The following is a 15979-nucleotide window of genomic DNA, read 5'->3' as shown; positions in this document are numbered from 1 at the left end:
CGGCTTCGACTGACGAAACCCGTTCTCGCGCAGGCCGACCGGATCAGCCGCCCCAGCGTCCGGCGGCCGCGGCCCGCTCCAGCCCGGTCTCGCCCGCACGGCGTTCGCGTAGCAGATCACCGGCAAAGGTGTACGGCGCCGCCTTCGCCGGATTCGCTTCGGCCTGAACGACAACCGCGTCGACGAGCGAACTCGCCATCGCCAGCCGCGGATAGGCGGCGTGGATCGCGACCGCCTGCTCCTCGGTGATCACCGCCGAGCCGCGCCCGAAGTCGATCCCGACACCGGAGCGGGTGAGATAGGCCAGCGGTCCCCGCCGTTCCGCGATCCCGCCCGAGGTGTGCAGCGCGATCGCCTCCCAGATCAGCGCGCGCTCCGCCGCCGGCACCCCGAGCGGCGTCAGGAGCGAGTCCGCGGCATCGGCCCCGTCCACCTCGAACCGCTGATTCCCGTTGCCGCGCGCGGTCAATCCGATGTCGTGCAGGACGCACGCCGCGAACAGCGTGCGCTCGGCGACGACCAGCTCTTCGTGCCGCGCCAGCAACCGTGCGAACAGATAACTGCGCAGGCTGTGGTTGGCGACGGCCGCCGACTCCTCCGCCCGCACGATCTCCAGGACCGGTGCGACGATCGGATCCTCGGGCAACTGCAACGCGTCGGCGGACATGAACCGATCGTCGCGGATCGCGCGGCCGCCTACCAGCACCGATCCGGCCGAAAATCGTCACGATCCGGCCGTCCGGTCCGGGGCCGACCCCGGACCGGACCCGTGGTCAGCTGCCGAGCATCGTGCGCATCCGATCGATCTCACTCTGCTGCGCGGTGACGATGGACTGCGCCAGCGCCTTCGAATCGGCGTTGGAGCCGTGCGCGAGTTCGTCGTTCGCCATGGTGATCGCCCCGCTGTGATGGTCGATCATCATCTGCAACCAGGCCCGATCGAATTCCGGCCCGGACAGGGCCCGCAATTTCGCCATATCGGCATCGGGCATCATGCCCGGCGTGGTCGACATGCCCGGCATATCGGAGATATCCGGCATCGCGTGGCCGCCGGTGGCGGGCGCGGGCTTTCCGAAACCGCGCAGCAGCGCGCTCATCCGTTCCATCTCGGGTGCCTGCGCGTCCCGGATGGCCGCGGCCAGCGCCACGACCTGTTGGTTCTGTGATCGCGACGGCACCAACTGCGCCATCGCGACGGCCTGTGCGTGATGCGGATACATCATCTGCAGAAACGAGACATCCGCGTCGTCGAAATCGGTCCGCATCGCGGCGCCGGACGTGGTGGACATCGTCATTTCCGGCGAATGCGAGGACGTCGAGTTGCCGCACCCCGCGACGAGCAACGCGAATCCGGTTGCGCCGAGGACGTATACGGTACGGGTACCGAACATGAGAGCTCTCCTGGTGAATTGTGAGAAGGGAAGACAGAACGAAATCGCCACCACGACAGCGCGGCGGCGACGAAAATCCGTCAGATCCGCAGAATCGACAATTCGGCCAACGAGGGCACCGTCCAGGGTGGCGGCCGCCCCCGATGCCCACGCGCGAGCCCGGCGCGCAATCGCGCCGCGTGATCGTCGGCCCCTGCCCCGACGTGATCGAGCGGGACCATCCCGAGATCCGGGACCGACCGGGACAGCACGAACTTGCACGCATGAATCGCCCCGTGCCCGGCCCCGCTCGCCTCGCGCGTGGCGACCTCGCCGTGCACAGCAACCTCGCGCGTGGCTACCTCGGGCGCGCCGACCGCGTGCGTGGCGACTTTGTGCACGGCGACCTCGGACGCGCCGGCCGCCACATGCCCGGCCGCCACATGCCCGGACATCCCGTCGTGCATCTGTCCGCCGACGCAGAACACCCCGGCGTGCATGGTCGCGATACCGAAGACGAGCAGCAGCAATCCGAGCGCCCGGACCCACCGGGGCACCCGCGACCGCCGCCGCTGTTCGACCACGCCGCCATCCTACGGACCGGTTCGCCCGAAACCGCTCTCGCGAACACGTTTCGCAAACGCCCGCCGATCCGATGAATCCGATGAAGACCCCACTGCATCCGATGTGCAGGAAGGAGCCCGGTGCACACCACCCCCGCCGCCTACCGTGACCAACCGGATTGGCAGGCGCTACAACGCCTCCTGCCCGCCCGCCTGCACCTGACCGAGCAGACGGCCCCCACGGAGGAATTCTGGCCCTGGCGAGGCCACGAGATCCACCTCGACCGCTATCCCGCCCCGGCGGCCCCCGCGAAGATCCTCCTGCACCACGGCGTGGGCACCAACGGCCGCCACCTCACCCTGATCCTCGGCGCCCCCCTGGCCCGCCGCGGCTTCGAAACCATCGCCCTCGACAACCTCGGCTACGGCCTCACCCGTCTCCGCCGCGGCCACACCCCCACCTACGAGGACTGGGTCGACCTCGTGGTCGACTACCTCGCCCACGAACGTGCCCGCGACGACCGTCCGATCATCCTCTACGGCCTCAGCGCGGGCGGCATGCTGGCCTACCATGTGGCCGCGAAGGCCCCCGCGAACACCCTGCACGGCATAGTCGGCATGACGTTCCTCGACCAGCGTGTCCAGCAGGTCCGCGACGAAACGGCCCACGACCTGCTCAACGCCCGCGTCGGCGCCCCCTTCCTGCGCCTCCTGGCCCCCACCCCCGCCGGCCGGGTCCGCTACCCCATGACCCTCGCCGCCAAGATGTCCGCGCTGGTGAACGATCCGGCCGCTCTGCGCCTCATGATCGCCGACCCCACCTCCGCGGGCAACCGGGTCCCGATCCGCTTCCTGAGCAGCTACCTGAACTACCGTCCCGCGGTCGAACCGGAGGACTTCACCGCCTGCCCGATCCTGCTGACCCAGCCCGCCCGCGACCGCTGGTCCCCGCCGCATCTGGCCGAATCGTTCCTGTCCCGCATCACCCGGGTGCCGGTCCAGCGGGTGCTGCTGGAGAACGCCGGCCACTATCCGCTCGAGGAGCCGGGCCTGCGTCAACTGGAGGACGCGGTCGCCGAATTCGCGACCGCCACCACCCTTCCCGGGCCGGACTCCCGGTCGGCCGGTTAGGTCACCGGCGCGCAGCCCGGCCTGCTCGTCACGAAACTACAACGTGGGCAACAACTTCCGACATCCGCTGCCGGAAGGCGCCGGGGGAGAAGGATTCGGCGTGCTTGCGGACCACCGCCGGATCGTAGGCCGCGGGGTCGAAATCGCGCATGGCACGGGCGAATTCGGCGACCACCGCGTCGTCGTCGCCGAATCGGATGTGTTCGCCGCTGATTCCGGGCAGGACGGTGTCCACCGCGCCGCCGGCGCCGACCGCGATCACCGGTGTACCGCAGGCCATGGCCTCCACCGGCACGATGCCGAAATCCTCGACGCCGGGCATGAGCAGGGCGCGGCAGCGGCGGTACATGTCGAGCAGGACGTCGTCGGGCGCCGCGCCGAGGAAGGTGGTCTCCGGGCCCGCGACGGATTCGAGGTGGGTGCGGAAACGGCCCTCGCCCAGCACGATCAGGCGGCAGCCCGCGCGCTGGGCGGCGCGGACGGCGAGATCGGCGCGCTTGTAGGGGACCAGGCGGCCGGCGATCAGGAAGAAGTCCTCGCGGGGTACCGCCGGATCGGGGGCGAAGCGGTCGATGCGCACCGGCGGATGCACCACCGTCGAGGGCAGGCCCCACCAGTCGCGGACGCGACCGGCGACGGCCTGGGAATTGGCGACCACGTGCGCGAGCCGCGGCGCGGCGCGCAATTCGCCGTGGCGGGCGAGGCTGCCGAGTGCGGTCAGGGCCGCCCGGCCGGCCCGGCCGCCGGCCTCGCGGGCGCGGAAGGCGCGATCCCAGGCCCAGCGGGCCGGACTGTGGACATAGGCGACGACCGGTGCGTCGGTGGCGAAGACGGCCTGGGTGGCGAAGGCGTGATGGCTGACCACCACGGCGTCGAAGCGGCCGGTCAGCGGCAGCCGGCGCAGGGCGGCGGGTACGAACGGGAGCAGCGGTGCGTGCGAACGCTGTCCGCTCAGTTCGTAGGCGCGGGTCAATCGGCTGGTGTGGAAGGTGTGCGGGGATTCGCTCGCGGCCGTCCGGACCGCGTCCAGGCATTCGGCGGTGGTCAGCGGGGCGAAGACCGGCGATCCGGGCCAGGTCTTCATGAACTCCGCGACGACCGCCTCGGATCCGCCGTATTCGGTGAAGCGCTCGTGGACCAGGGCGATGCGGGGCGGGGTCATCGGCAAGCTTTCGGTCTGTGGATCGGGAAGGTCAGAGCGGCTGTCGCACCGCGGGTTCGAGGTAACGCGGTGCGGCCCGCGCGCGCAGCGCCGGGGCCACCGGGCGACCGCGCAGCAGGCCCTCGACGGTGCCCTGTTCCACTGCGCGGGAATAGATTTCGGCGGCCGGTCGGCACGCCTCGATGGTGCGGTCGATATCCGCGTCGGTATGCGCGGCGGAGGTGACGAAGGACTGGCCGAGCACGCCGCGTTCGAGGATCTCCTGCAGGAACAGCGTCCGGAACGGTTGTGCGGGAAGCCCTTCCGCATCGCGGGTGACGAAGATCAGGCAGGACGGCCGGCCGAGCACCTGGAGGTGATCGGCGATACCGAGCTCCGCGGCGATCGCGTTGACGCCGTCGGCCAACCGGCGACCGGCGGATTCCATCCGGCCGATCGGATCGGTCTCCGCGTAGGCCCGCACGACCGCGCGGAACGCCGCCAGCGAGCCGGTTTCCGGGCCGTGCGTGGTCGACAGCAGGAACACCCGGTCCCGCTGGGTGCGCAGACCACCGAGTTCCATGAGTTCCCGGCGACCGGCCAGCGCGGAGATCGGAAATCCGTTGCCCATCGCCTTACCCCAGCACGACAGGTCCGGGGTCACCCCGTACACCGCTTGTGCGCCGCCGGCCGACCAGCGGAAGCCGGTGATCATCTCGTCGAACACCAGCAGCGTCCCGTAGCGGTCGCACAGTGCCCGCACCCCGGCCAGATAGCCGGGTGCGGGTTCGGCGGTCGCCGTGGCGGCCTCCAGCACCACGCAGGCCACGTCGCGCGAATCCAGCACGGCGGCAAGCGAATCCAGATCGTTGTAGGGGAACCGCACGGTCGCCCCCGACGCCGGGATGCCGGCGGTCATCGCGGTGGTGCCGATGAACCAGTCGTCGACGGAGAAGAACGGCTGATCGCAGATCGCGACCGTCTCGCGGCCGGTGACGGCGCGGGCCAGCCGCACCGCCGCGGTGGTGGCGTCCGAGCCGTTCTTGGCGAACTTCACCATGTCCGCACCGGGCACCAGACTCAGGAAGTCCTCGGCGGCAAGCAGTTCCAGTTCGGTCGGCCGCGAGAAGTTGACCCCGTCGGCGATGGTGCGCGACACCGCCGCCACCACGGGTGCGTACCCGTGCCCCAGCGTGACCGAGCGCAGCCCCATACCGTATTCGACGTATTCGTTACCGTCGCAATCCCATACGCGACAACCGTTGCCGCGCACCAGGACCGGAGCCATGAATTCCGGATACTGATCCGCCCCACGGGCATAGGTGTGCGCACCCCCCGGAACGACCTCGTGCAGACGGTCCTGCACGGCATTGCTGCGATCGAAACGACCCATCAGACCCGCTCCCGCTCCGGCTCCGCCACCGTCAGTGCCCAGAGCGTATGGACAGCGCGCTGCCCGCCGGAGCCGCGATGATTACGCAACAGCCCCTCCGCGAGCATCCCCGCCCCGGCGGCGACCGCGGCGGATCCGGTATCGGCGGCATCGATCTCGATCGCCACCCGGTACAACCCCAGCGAGTCGACGGCATGATCCAGCACCGCGCGCAACGCAGCGGTTCGGACCCCGGCATCGACCCGCCCGGGATCGACCCAGCCGGACAGCCGCGCATTGCGATCGAACATGTCCAGATCGAACACGCGGTACTCACCCGCATATGCGCCGTCGGCCTCCAACACCAGCACCAGCCCACCGTCCGACCGCAAACCACCTCGGCTGCCCGCGAATTCCCGCCACCACGAAGCCCGCCCACCCTCGGCGAGCTGCCCACCCTGGTCGCCGGACCCGTGCGAATCATTGTGTGCGGCCGGGTCGCCGCCGGACCCGTGCGGGTCACCGGATGCCGGCGAGTCGCCGTGTGTCATCGGGTCGCCGGGCATGTACGAGTCGCTGGACACCGGCCGGTCGCCGGGCCCGGGTAGGTCGTCGGAGGTGAGTGGATCACCGTGTGTCAGTGGGTCGCCGGGCAAGTGAAGGCCGCCGGCAGTGGGCAGGTCGCCGTGCGTCAACGGGTCACCGGGCACGTTCGGGTCGCTGGACGTGAGTGGGTCACCGTGTGTCAGTGGGTCGCCGGGCATATACGGGTCGCGGTGCGTAACCGGGTCTCCGTGCGCGAGCGCCGCGGCACGACGGGCACCGTCGGCGAAAGTGCGGTTGCGCAGGACGATTCCGGGGTATCCGGGAACGCTCAACCGCACGGATCGATCACCACTCAGCAGCGACAGCGTCCGGCGAATCCGCCAGGCGGTGTGCCGCGCGGTCAGGACGCCGACGAGTGCGGCCGTGCCGAGCCGGGACCCATGAGGCGCGGCGTCCTCCGTGGGGAGCGGCACGGGCGAGCCCGCCGAACGCCCGTCCTCCATCCGCCGGAGTTGACTGCGCACCAGCCCTTCCGCCGGCAGATCGGCCCGGATCAGTGTCCACAGGTCGTGATCGGTCCGGGCCCCACCGGCGTCGAAATACCGCGCCAGCAACGCCTCCCGCACGAATCCGAGCCGCTGCGCGAACGCGATCGCCACCGTGTTGTCCGGCGCGATCGGGGCGAGGATCCGCTCCAAGCCGAGCGACCCGAAGGCATGGTCCAGAACCAGAGCCGTTGCCACACAAGAGAACCCGTGCCGGGCATACCGGGAATCGATCCAGATGCTCAGTTCCGCGACGCCGTTGCGGGTGTCGAGCCGGCACAGTTCGCACTGCCCGGCGAACCGGCCGTCGACCTCGATCACGCCCGACAGTTGCCGTCCCGCACGCACTTCCGCGCCGCCGGCGACGTACTCGTGGATCCACTGCCGCTCGGTGTGCCGATCCGCCCAGTCGAGTTCCGAACTGTGCCAATACGGTTCGATGAGCTTACGGTCACGCAGCCGCGCCGCCTGCCACGCCGCGTGGTCGGCGGGGCGCGGCGACCGGATGCGCACCGCGCTGCCGTGTAACGGCACCGGGCCCAGCAGAATCCGATCGCTCACAGCCGCGGCCGATCCTTACCCAGCGGCGCGGTGTGCACCACACCGTCGACGCCGACCGACAGCCGCCAGTAACCCCCGGCGGGATCCTTCAACACCACGCCACCCTCCGGCCGATCGGACATCCAAGCGCCGCTGGGCAATACGGCCGCGAGCGGCGCACCGCTCGGGTCCTGGATCTGGAGGATGTCGGTATCCGGCGAACCCGATTGCAGGACTGTGGTGCCGACGAACCGGGTCGCGCGGGCCCGGCCGCGGGCGACCACGAACCAGCTCTCCGGGAAGACCCGCAGGTCCAGATCGTCGTGGGAGCCGGAGATCAGATTGACGGCCGAGCCCTCCGGACATCCGGCGTGGTTGACCCGCACCTCCACGGGCACGCTGTCGCCGTCCGGATCGAACTGCACATTGGCCAGATAGGGCTGCCGGCAATGGATCAGGTCCAGGCATACCGTGCGGGCGGCGACCTTGCAGTTGACCATCCCGAACTGGGCCGGCCCGCCGCTGTCGCTGCCGATCGACAGCGCGGTGTCGGCGCCCTCGAACCACACGTTGGTCAGCCACCAGTCGTTGGCGGCGCCCTCCACGATCAGGTGCCGGTCGGTGGTCCGGGGATCCGCGTCGGAGACGAATTCCACGTTGGACAGCGCCAATCCGGCGTTGTGATCGTTACCGGTGCCCAGGACGCCGATCCGGTTGTTGGTGAATTTGCTGGAGGTGACGTAGTTCTGGATGCACGAGGTGACCAGGCCCAGCCCGAAGTTGTTGATATCGCAGTTGAGAAATGCGGTGCCACCGGTGTTCCCGTCGAGCACCACCCCGCGCTGGCCGACGAACTGGGGGAAGTTGCCGGACAGGTGATTCCCGCGCAGCACCACCGCGTCGAAGCTGCACCGGAAGGACCCGTTCAGCCACACCGCGGTCGAATTCGGCCCGGACAGATAGAAACCCATGCGCTGGAACCGGACCCGTTGCCGGCCCCGCAGCGAGATCAGGGTGCCGTCACCGTCGTAGGTGACGGTGGTGGCGTCGGCCCCGTCGCCGAGCACCGTGGCGTAGTCCGGGAGGTCCGGCCAGCGGGTGACCTTGTACGTGCCCGCGGGCAGATACAGCACCAGCGCGCGGTCACCGGCCGCGGCGGCCGCCGCGATGGCCGCGGTGTCGTCGGCCTTACCGTCGCCGACCGCGCCGAAATCCCGTACGTTACGTGCGGCCGGAGCGTCGGTGACGTGCGGGGAACGGAATCCGGGGCCGGGGTCGGGGGCCGGGGTCGAGCACGCCGCCAGCGACCCGGCGGCCGCCGCACCCAGCGTCACCGCCAGCAGCCGCCGTCGGTGTACCGACTCACTTGCCATCGGTTGCTCCGCCCGGCCGGCGCGGCAGACCGCGCCGCCGCTTGGGATGGGTGTACACGACCACGCCGCCGAGGCGCGGATCGTCGGGCCCGAACGCGGTGAGTGCGTCGGTGACCTGCGGGCTGGTGGTCCGGCCGAGCTCCACCACCCCGAGGGTGGTGTCGCAGTTGCGGGCCAGGGGGACCGCGTCGGCGGCCGTGGCGACCGGCGCGCACTCCAGCACGATGTGATCGAATTCGCTGCGCAGCTTCGCCATGATGTCGCCGAATCGCCTGGACGCCAGCAGATCCGGGGTGTTCTTGTCGATCGCGCCGACCGGCAGGACCCAGATGCCCGCCTCCTCCCAGGGCAGTACGGCATCGTCGAGCGGGGTGGCCAGCCGCAGCAGTTCGCTCAGGCCGGTCGCCGATTGCAGCGTCAGATGCACGGAACTGCCCTGTCCGGTGGTGTCGGCATCGACAAGCACGACCCGGGAGCCGGCATCGCCGAGGGTCTGCGCCAGCCCGATCGCGATCTCGGGCCGCGACTGCGGCGACAGCGGGGCGAGCAGCACACTGCGGATCCGGCGATCGTCGGTGAGCCGGGTACGCAACCGGCGCAGCTCACCCGCGGCGCTCGGCCGACCCTCCTCGATATGGGCCAGCACCGGAACCGTCAGCAGGCTCGCGACGTCGTGCGAGGTGCGCAGCCGCCGGTCCAGCCGGTGGCGGCCGATCGCGGCGAACAGGCCGAGCACCAGACCGGCGAGGATGCCGAGCACCAGGATGCGCTTGGACTGCGGGCCGCTCGGCGCGGACGGGAGCTGCGCCTGATCCACGACCGCCACCCGGGCCGCGGGCGCGGCGTCGGACTGGATGGTCTCGAGCTGATCGACCAGGGCCCGGAACTGCGAGACCACCTCGTTGGTCAGCTGCCGAGCGCCGGTGGCGGTCGGATCGCTCACCGAGATCTGCACGAGAGTGGTTGCGGGCGGCGAGGTCACGGTGATCCGGCTGCGCAGGTCGTCGGTCGAGACGTTCAGTGCGAGTTGATCCCGCACCCGCCGCGCGACGGTCTCGCTGGTGACCAGGTCCACATAGGAGCGCACCCGCTGCTGGGCGGCCAGGCCGCCCTGATAGGAGTCGTTGACCGACGTCCCGGTCGCCATCGTGACGTAGCAGGTGCTCGATGCCGTGTAGGTCACCGGCAGGGTCCGCAGGTAACCGTACGAGGCACCCACGCAGATCACGAAGATCACGGCGATGATCGGCCAGCGGCGCTTGGCCAGATGCCAGAAATCGATCAAACCCATTGTCCTGCTCTCAATTGCGACGTGACGAGGGATGCGTTGGCGCGCTCCTCCAGGAGCGTGGCGATCGCCGGTGGCTCCCGTCGCCTCCGATACTCGCCGACCAGTAGATAGATGATCCAGACCAGCGCCATGGCCTGCAGGTACTTACCGAGCGTTTCGAAGGCGCCCAGGAAACCGCGCTCGAACAACACCGGAACCTCGATCAGAGCCAGCCCGAGGACCGGCAGCGGAATGCGCGTATCGTACATCGCCCATGCCCAGACGAGCAGCACCACGAACGTGAACAGCACATCCAGGGCGACGCCGGGATATCCGCCCAGGACGTAGCCCTCGTTGATATCGCCCTCGGCCAGCGACACCTCGATCCCCGACATGTCCACCGACTGCCCGCGCACGTCGGCGGCCCATTCGGCGCCGGCCTGGAACTTCTCCGCGCCGAGCAGCTGGGTGGGCAGCAGGGTCTCCGCGGCGTGCACCATCGTCTGCTGCGGCGTCAGCCACGAGTTCGGCCCGGCATAGTAGGCGTCGGTGGCCGCCTCCAGACCGTCGAATCGGCGCAGCAGGCTCAGGAACGGGCGCACCGAGGACGGATAGCTCGAATCCGCCAGCACGGATTGTGCTTTCGCCGCGTCGTCGGCCTTGAGCGACTGCAGCGCACCGAATCCGACGATCGCGATGACCGTCATCGTCAGTACCGCAATGACTTTCCCGCGGGTCCAGTCCGTCATCGCGAACCGCACCGCGAGCGCGAGCGCGGCGCCCATGATCGGCGTCTTGGACTGCACGGCGGCGGTCCACAGCAGTTCGCCCGCGGTCAGACCGCCGATGATCACCAGCATGCCGCGCAGGGTGGCGGGACGGGAGTACACGAGCAGTCCGACCGCGCCGATCGTGCCGAGCACCGTGACCAGGTTGAGGAACGGGTTCGGGCTCTCCAATTCGCCTGCGCGACCGGCCGTTCCGGTGGCGTAGGCGGCCAGGCGGCCGAGTGTCCCGAGTACGTACAGGATGACCAGGGTCGATTTGAACTGCGGGTTGTCCGCGAGCCGCGCGAGCGCGCGGCGGCGCAGGAAGGCCTGCCGTTCCACGTGGTCGCCCGGGACCGAACTGCGGCGGCGCCGGGACCAGATCGTGTACAGCACAACCATTCCGGCGTACAGCCACGAGCCGTACACCACCGGCCGCAGCACCGCCGCGATCCCGGGGTCGTAGCCGAGGGCGGCCAGCCGCGCATCCGGCAGGTTGTCACCGTACTGCGGTTGCGGCTGCACCCACAGCAGGACGGCCGGTACCGCGACGTAGGACAGCGCCCAGTACGCGCTCTGCGCGATCAGGAACACCCGGATCGGCCCGGTCAGCAGGAATCCGCAGACCACGAAGGTCACCAGGGCCCCGGCCACGAGGAGTACCTCGGATACGGCCCCGGTCACGGCCTGGCCTCCGTCGGATACGGGCGAACGCCCGGTAGGTCAGGTGATCGCATCGATGATCTCGCGGGCGCGGTCGACGTAACGATGGCCGCCGGAGACGATACGCCGGTATCCGGCCTCGGCGACCTTCGCGGCCTGGCCGGGATGGCGGGCACACCGGTCGAGGATCTCACGCAGTTCGGCGGTATCGGAGAACAGGAAGCATTCGGTGTCCTCGGTCAGCAGCGCGGCGTGTTCGTCGGTCCGTTCACCGACGAAAAGCCCACCGGCGGCGGGTATCTCGAAGCTGCGGCAGGTGTGGGTGTCACGGTTGGCGGAGTTCAGCAGCACCAGGTTGGCGGTGATCGCGGCGACGGCGACCGAGAAGTGCTCGCCGTAGACCGCCGGGCGCACCCCGGCCCCGGTCCGCAGCAGGGCGGGTTCGCGCCGCCAGCCCGGACCGTGGACCACCAGGCCCGGCCCGTGTTCCCGGGCCAGATCGATCAGCAGTCCGGTGCGGTCGGGCCGGCGCGCGCCGATGAATCCGGCCAGGAACCGGTCCCCGCCGCGGCGCGCGCACGGCCGGTGCCAGGCCGGGTCGTAGGCGCTGGCGACGAAGGTCACCGCCCGCGCCCCGCGCTCGCGCAGCTCGGAGACGTTGTGCCGCTTGGTCGTCACGATCAGATCCCAGCCCGCCTCGTGGGCGAGGTAGGCCGGGCTGGTGTTCTCCGGATTCGACACGTCGTCCGGACTGTAGTGGATGCGCACCCGGGCCGGTACCGACAGCAGCCGTTGCTGGTCGAGATGGATGCCCTTGAAGACGAACAGCACGTCCGGCGCGAAATCGGCGGCCAGCCGGTCGATCTCGTCGTGGACCGCGGCGACGTCCCAGCCCGCGCGGCGCCGCGCCACCTTCGAATAGATCCACGGCGGCGAGAACCGTGGCGGCAGTGTGACCGAGGTCGAGTCGACGACCACGACCTCGTGCCCGGCCTCGCGGAACCCGTCGGCCAGCGACCGGGCGTTGCTGCCGATCCAGTCGTCGCCGATGTACAGAATTTTCACGACGTCTCCACCTCGTAGGCCCCGGCCGATCCGGCCGGCTGCCGTATCCGTTGCGCCGCGTCCCGCTCGCGGACGATGAACCACCGCACCCGGGCGATGTACCAGATCATCACGGTGAATTCGGCGGCCACCGTACCGTGCACCAGCGTCCACACCGAATGGGTGTGCAGCGCGATCACGAGCCCGCCGGCCGCGACGCAGGTGCCGATGAACGCGCCGATCAGCACCCCGGTCGTATCCTCGCGGACCGGCAGGATCGCGGTGGTCACGAAGGAGGTGACCGTGGTGGCCGGCAGGATGCACGCCTCGACGCGCAACAGCGGTACGGCGCGGGTGAATTCGTCGCCGAACATCACGTGGATCAGCACCGGCGCCAGCAGCCATACGCTGACCACACCCAGCACCGCGATCACCACGCAGCCCAGCAACGACCGGATCGACGTGCGCCAGAACGACTCCTGCGCGCTGCGCTGCGCCATCCGCGGCAGCAGCGCGAAACCGATGGGGTCCAGTAGTGATTGGATGGCCCGGACCAGCCGGTCGCCCGCGGAGTACAGGCCCAGCGAAACCGAGTCCAGCACCGCGGAATACACGGCCGCGCTGCCCTGTCCGTAACTGGTGACCAGTGCCCGGGAGATCAGGACCGGGGTCCCGATCCGCAGGACCTCCCGCAGCCGGTGCGGGCGGCCCGGCAGCCCGAATTTGCGCAGCGAATCCGACCAGGTGAGTACGACGGTCAGCACCGAGGATCCGAGCAGGCACAGCATGGCCGTGGTGGCGGTGGCGAAGCGCGGCAACAGCAGCAGGAGCAGGATCGGGTAGACGACGCGGCCCGCGCCCTGATACAGCGTGGACGCCCCGAACCGGCCCTGCCCGATCAGCAGCCAGTCCTCGGAGACGGACCAGAATCCCCCGGCGAACAGGCCCAGCAGGATCATGTGCAGTTTGGGCGGCGCGCCGGCCGCGAGTTCGATCAGCAGGGCCAGCCCGATCGTGCCGAGCGTGGTGAGGCGGACGGCGAGGTAGGTGCCGCGCAACTTGTCGATGTCCGGCCGCGCCTCGGGCCGGTCGTGGTCGTGCACCTTCGCGGCGAGAAAGGAGGTGATCCCCAGATCGACCACCAGCGAGCCGATGAAGTAGGCCGACATGCCGACGGCGAGCAGGCCGAGACCTTGCGGGCCGAGCAGCCGGGAGATCAGCGGCAGGGTGACGACCGTGATGAGGTACTGGCCGTACTTGCCGAAGCTGACGAAGCCGATGTCGCGCAGGACCGCGGCGGCACCGTGTCCGTTACGCCGCCGTCCGGGGGCCTCGGTCGCGGCGTCCGGGGTAGCCGTGCCGAAAACCGGGAGCTCGACCGTCGGGGGATCGACCGCCGGGAGTTCGACCGTCGGAGCCTCGGATGCCGAGGTGCCGAATTCAGCCATGCCGCAGCCACTTCCGCCGCCCAGCCACCTCGGCGAGGAACCCGGCCACTGCTCGCGCCGATTCGGTGATGTCGAACCGCCGGGCCCGGACGCGCGCGGCCGCGGCGAGCCGGTCCCGCAGCGCCGGATCGCCGAGCAGCCGATCGAGGGCCGCGGTCAGCTGTGCCTCGTCGCCGGCGTCCACCAGCAGCCCGCTGATCTCGGGCTCGACGATCTCGGTGGGTCCGCCCGGCCGGGTCGCGACGACCGCGCACCCGGCGCGCATCCCCTCGACGACGACCTGCCCGAACGGTTCCGGCAGCACCGAACAGTGCACGAGCACGTCCACGTCCCGCAGGAGGGCCTCCGGATCGTCGACATGCCCGGTGAAGGTCACCGGCAGCGCGAGTTCGGCGGCGAGCCGCTCCAGCTCCGCCCGATACGGTTCCTCGTCGAAGAACGTGCCGCCGACCAGGAGCACTTGTCGCGGAACGTATTTCGCGGCCGCGAGCGCGCGCAGGAAGACATCCTGTCCCTTCCACGGCGCCAGCCGCCCGACGACCGCGACCACCGCGTCCTCGGGTTCGCGCTGCGGCGGCCGGACGGCCTCCGGCGCGGGCTCCAACCCCGGATAGGCGACGATCGCGGGCTGCCGCCAGGTGAACAGCGTGCGCAACGTGCCGCGGCTGTTGGCGATGCAGCCCTGCGCGGCCACCCGGCCCAGCAACCGCAGCACCGGCGCCAGGGCACGGCCGAAATATTGCGCGGTGATCCGGTCGTGCACCTGCCAGACCAGCGGAATTCCGGCGCGCCGGGCCGCCACCGCACCCATCAGCAGGGTCTTGCTACTGCCTGCCACGAGGACCGTGGCCCCGAGTTCGCGAGCGGTCGCGCCGAGCGCCCAGCCCACCCGCAGCAGACCGGCGGCCCCGGCGAGCAGCCGCCGCGGATCCGCCGCACCGGCGATGGTCATCGATCGGCTGTCGAAGGCGTTGGGCAGCAATCGGGTTTCGATACCCCGCTCGCGGGTGCGGTCCACCATCGGGCCGTCGGCGGTGTACACCACGGCGGTGTCCAGATGCGGCTGTAGCGCCGAAACCAGCCGCAGCATGGCCAGTTCGGCGCCGGAGGGGGCGGCGGTGTGCGCGACGAAGACGGCCTTCATGTGCCGACCAGTTCGCGATAGAGGGCCAGATGACGGTCCGTGGCCGCGGTCCAGGAGAACTGCCGGGCATGTTCCCGGCAGCGGGCCGCGTCGGGCCGGTCGCCGTCGAGGGCGGTGGCGAGCCGGGCCGCCAGCGCCTCCCGGTCGCCGATCGGGACGATCAGCGAATCGTCCAGTCCGCGCACGGCATCCGGCAGTCCGCCGCAGTCGGTGACCACCGGCGCTCGCCCGGCGGCCAGTGCCGCGAGCGTGACCAGGCCGAAACCCTCGAGCGCCAGCGACGGCACCACCGCCACCGTGGCCCGGGTGTAGAGCTCGTCGAGCCGGTCGTCGTCGACGAATCCGGTGAACTCGATCGAGGGGAGATGCGCCGCGCGCTCGCGCAATTCGGCGGCGATCGTGCCGGTTCCGACGATGGTCAGCCGGGCCTCGGGATGCCGGTCCAGGACGGCGGGCCAGCAGTCGATGAGGACGTCGATACCCATGCGGCGTTCCAGCCGGCGCACGCACAGCACGCTCGGCGGCGAATCCGCCGGGGGCGGAGCCGGTTCGGCGGCCGTGGGCACGTCGACGCCGGGTGGCACGATCGCGATGCGATGCGACGGTATCCGGTAATCGTTGACGAGCACATCGTGAAAGTACCGGGACAACACGACGAATCGGTCGGCGCGGGTGTACCGGAGCCGTTCCAGCAGGTATTTGGCCCGCACCGCGCGCGGACCTTCGCCGGCCAACCGGCTTTCGGCGGCCCAGGGCCCGTGGAAGTGCACCACCGCCGGCTGGTTGCGCAGCCGTCCGGCGGCCACCGGTCCGTAGAGGCCGAAATGCCTGTCCAGCACGGTGTTCCGGTCCAGGTCGCGCCGATCCAGGAAGGCGGTCCGGGTGCGGTGCAGGGTGCCGCCGCCCACCGGTCCCCAGGAGCGGGCGCCCGCGGGCGCCGGGCCGAAGGCCGCGGCGGTGACCACGACATCGGGCCGGCGCGCCAGCGCACCGTACAGATCGGTGAAGTACCGATTCAGGCCACCGGGGGTGGCGGTGAACCACTCCGACCCGGTCATGTGC

At 70.4% G+C, this 15979-nt stretch carries 14 protein-coding genes; 1 reads left to right on the top strand and 13 read right to left on the bottom strand.

Going from position 1 to position 15979, the window contains the following annotated elements; all coding sequences use genetic code 11:
• Nucleotides 1-43: 43 nt before the first annotated feature.
• The 3 genes from G361_RS0132450 to G361_RS45715 form a co-directional block, all read right to left on the bottom strand.
• Nucleotides 44-667 (bottom strand): HD domain-containing protein, encoded by a 624-nt coding sequence (locus G361_RS0132450; RefSeq protein WP_026343769.1) that lies wholly within the window; start codon nt 665-667, stop codon nt 44-46.
• Nucleotides 668-773: 106 nt separating this feature from the next.
• The gene (locus tag G361_RS0132445) at nt 774-1391 is read right to left on the bottom strand and encodes a DUF305 domain-containing protein (protein WP_019931307.1); all 618 of its coding nucleotides are present in this window, start codon (nt 1389-1391) and stop codon (nt 774-776) included.
• A gap of 80 nt (nt 1392-1471) precedes the next feature.
• Complete coding sequence (locus G361_RS45715) at nt 1472-1954, bottom strand: hypothetical protein (RefSeq protein WP_019931306.1); 483 nt, start codon at nt 1952-1954, stop codon at nt 1472-1474.
• 120 nt (nt 1955-2074) lie between these two features.
• Here G361_RS45715 and G361_RS0132435 point away from each other — a divergent pair, with 120 nt between their 5' ends.
• Nucleotides 2075-3064 (top strand): alpha/beta hydrolase, encoded by a 990-nt coding sequence (locus G361_RS0132435; protein ID WP_019931305.1) that lies wholly within the window; start codon nt 2075-2077, stop codon nt 3062-3064.
• A 28-nt stretch (nt 3065-3092) separates the two neighbouring features.
• Here the strand turns inward: G361_RS0132435 and G361_RS0132430 are convergent, their stop codons facing one another.
• The 10 genes from G361_RS0132430 to G361_RS0132385 are packed head-to-tail and all read right to left on the bottom strand — an operon-like array spanning nt 3093 to nt 15975.
• A complete protein-coding gene (locus tag G361_RS0132430) occupies nt 3093-4226 on the bottom strand; it encodes a glycosyltransferase (protein ID WP_019931304.1) in 1134 nt (377 codons plus the stop codon).
• 31 nt (nt 4227-4257) lie between these two features.
• On the bottom strand, nt 4258-5598 hold the full coding sequence (locus G361_RS0132425) for a glutamate-1-semialdehyde 2,1-aminomutase (protein ID WP_019931303.1): 1341 nt from the start codon (nt 5596-5598) through the stop codon (nt 4258-4260).
• The gene (locus G361_RS47510; protein ID WP_019931302.1) at nt 5598-7229 is read right to left on the bottom strand and encodes a GNAT family N-acetyltransferase; all 1632 of its coding nucleotides are present in this window, start codon (nt 7227-7229) and stop codon (nt 5598-5600) included. Before G361_RS47510 ends, G361_RS0132425 begins: the two co-directional genes overlap by 1 nt.
• Complete coding sequence (locus G361_RS0132415) at nt 7226-8581, bottom strand: glycosyl hydrolase family 28-related protein (RefSeq protein WP_026343768.1); 1356 nt, start codon at nt 8579-8581, stop codon at nt 7226-7228. Before G361_RS0132415 ends, G361_RS47510 begins: the two co-directional genes overlap by 4 nt.
• Nucleotides 8571-9872 (bottom strand): polysaccharide biosynthesis tyrosine autokinase, encoded by a 1302-nt coding sequence (locus G361_RS0132410; RefSeq protein ID WP_019931300.1) that lies wholly within the window; start codon nt 9870-9872, stop codon nt 8571-8573. Before G361_RS0132410 ends, G361_RS0132415 begins: the two co-directional genes overlap by 11 nt.
• Nucleotides 9863-11302 (bottom strand): hypothetical protein, encoded by a 1440-nt coding sequence (locus G361_RS0132405; protein ID WP_019931299.1) that lies wholly within the window; start codon nt 11300-11302, stop codon nt 9863-9865. Before G361_RS0132405 ends, G361_RS0132410 begins: the two co-directional genes overlap by 10 nt.
• Nucleotides 11303-11341: 39 nt before the next feature.
• Nucleotides 11342-12346 (bottom strand): glycosyltransferase, encoded by a 1005-nt coding sequence (locus G361_RS0132400; protein ID WP_019931298.1) that lies wholly within the window; start codon nt 12344-12346, stop codon nt 11342-11344.
• Complete coding sequence (locus G361_RS45705; protein WP_019931297.1) at nt 12343-13773, bottom strand: lipopolysaccharide biosynthesis protein; 1431 nt, start codon at nt 13771-13773, stop codon at nt 12343-12345. The genes G361_RS0132400 and G361_RS45705 overlap by 4 nt, the downstream gene beginning before the upstream one ends.
• Nucleotides 13766-14917: a glycosyltransferase family 4 protein gene (locus G361_RS0132390; protein WP_019931296.1), complete on the bottom strand. Its 1152-nt coding sequence runs from the start codon at nt 14915-14917 to the stop codon at nt 13766-13768. The genes G361_RS45705 and G361_RS0132390 overlap by 8 nt, the downstream gene beginning before the upstream one ends.
• Nucleotides 14914-15975 carry a glycosyltransferase family 4 protein gene (locus G361_RS0132385; RefSeq protein ID WP_019931295.1) on the bottom strand — a complete coding sequence of 354 codons (1062 nt, stop codon included), beginning with the start codon at nt 15973-15975 and terminating at the stop codon, nt 14914-14916. Before G361_RS0132385 ends, G361_RS0132390 begins: the two co-directional genes overlap by 4 nt.
• Nucleotides 15976-15979 lie beyond the last annotated feature (4 nt).

It is taken from the genome of Nocardia sp. BMG111209 (assembly GCF_000381925.1).
GTDB lineage: Bacteria > Actinomycetota > Actinomycetes > Mycobacteriales > Mycobacteriaceae > Nocardia.
Note: the sequence above shows the minus strand (reverse complement) of the source record. Positions and strands in the feature narration are given on the sequence as shown.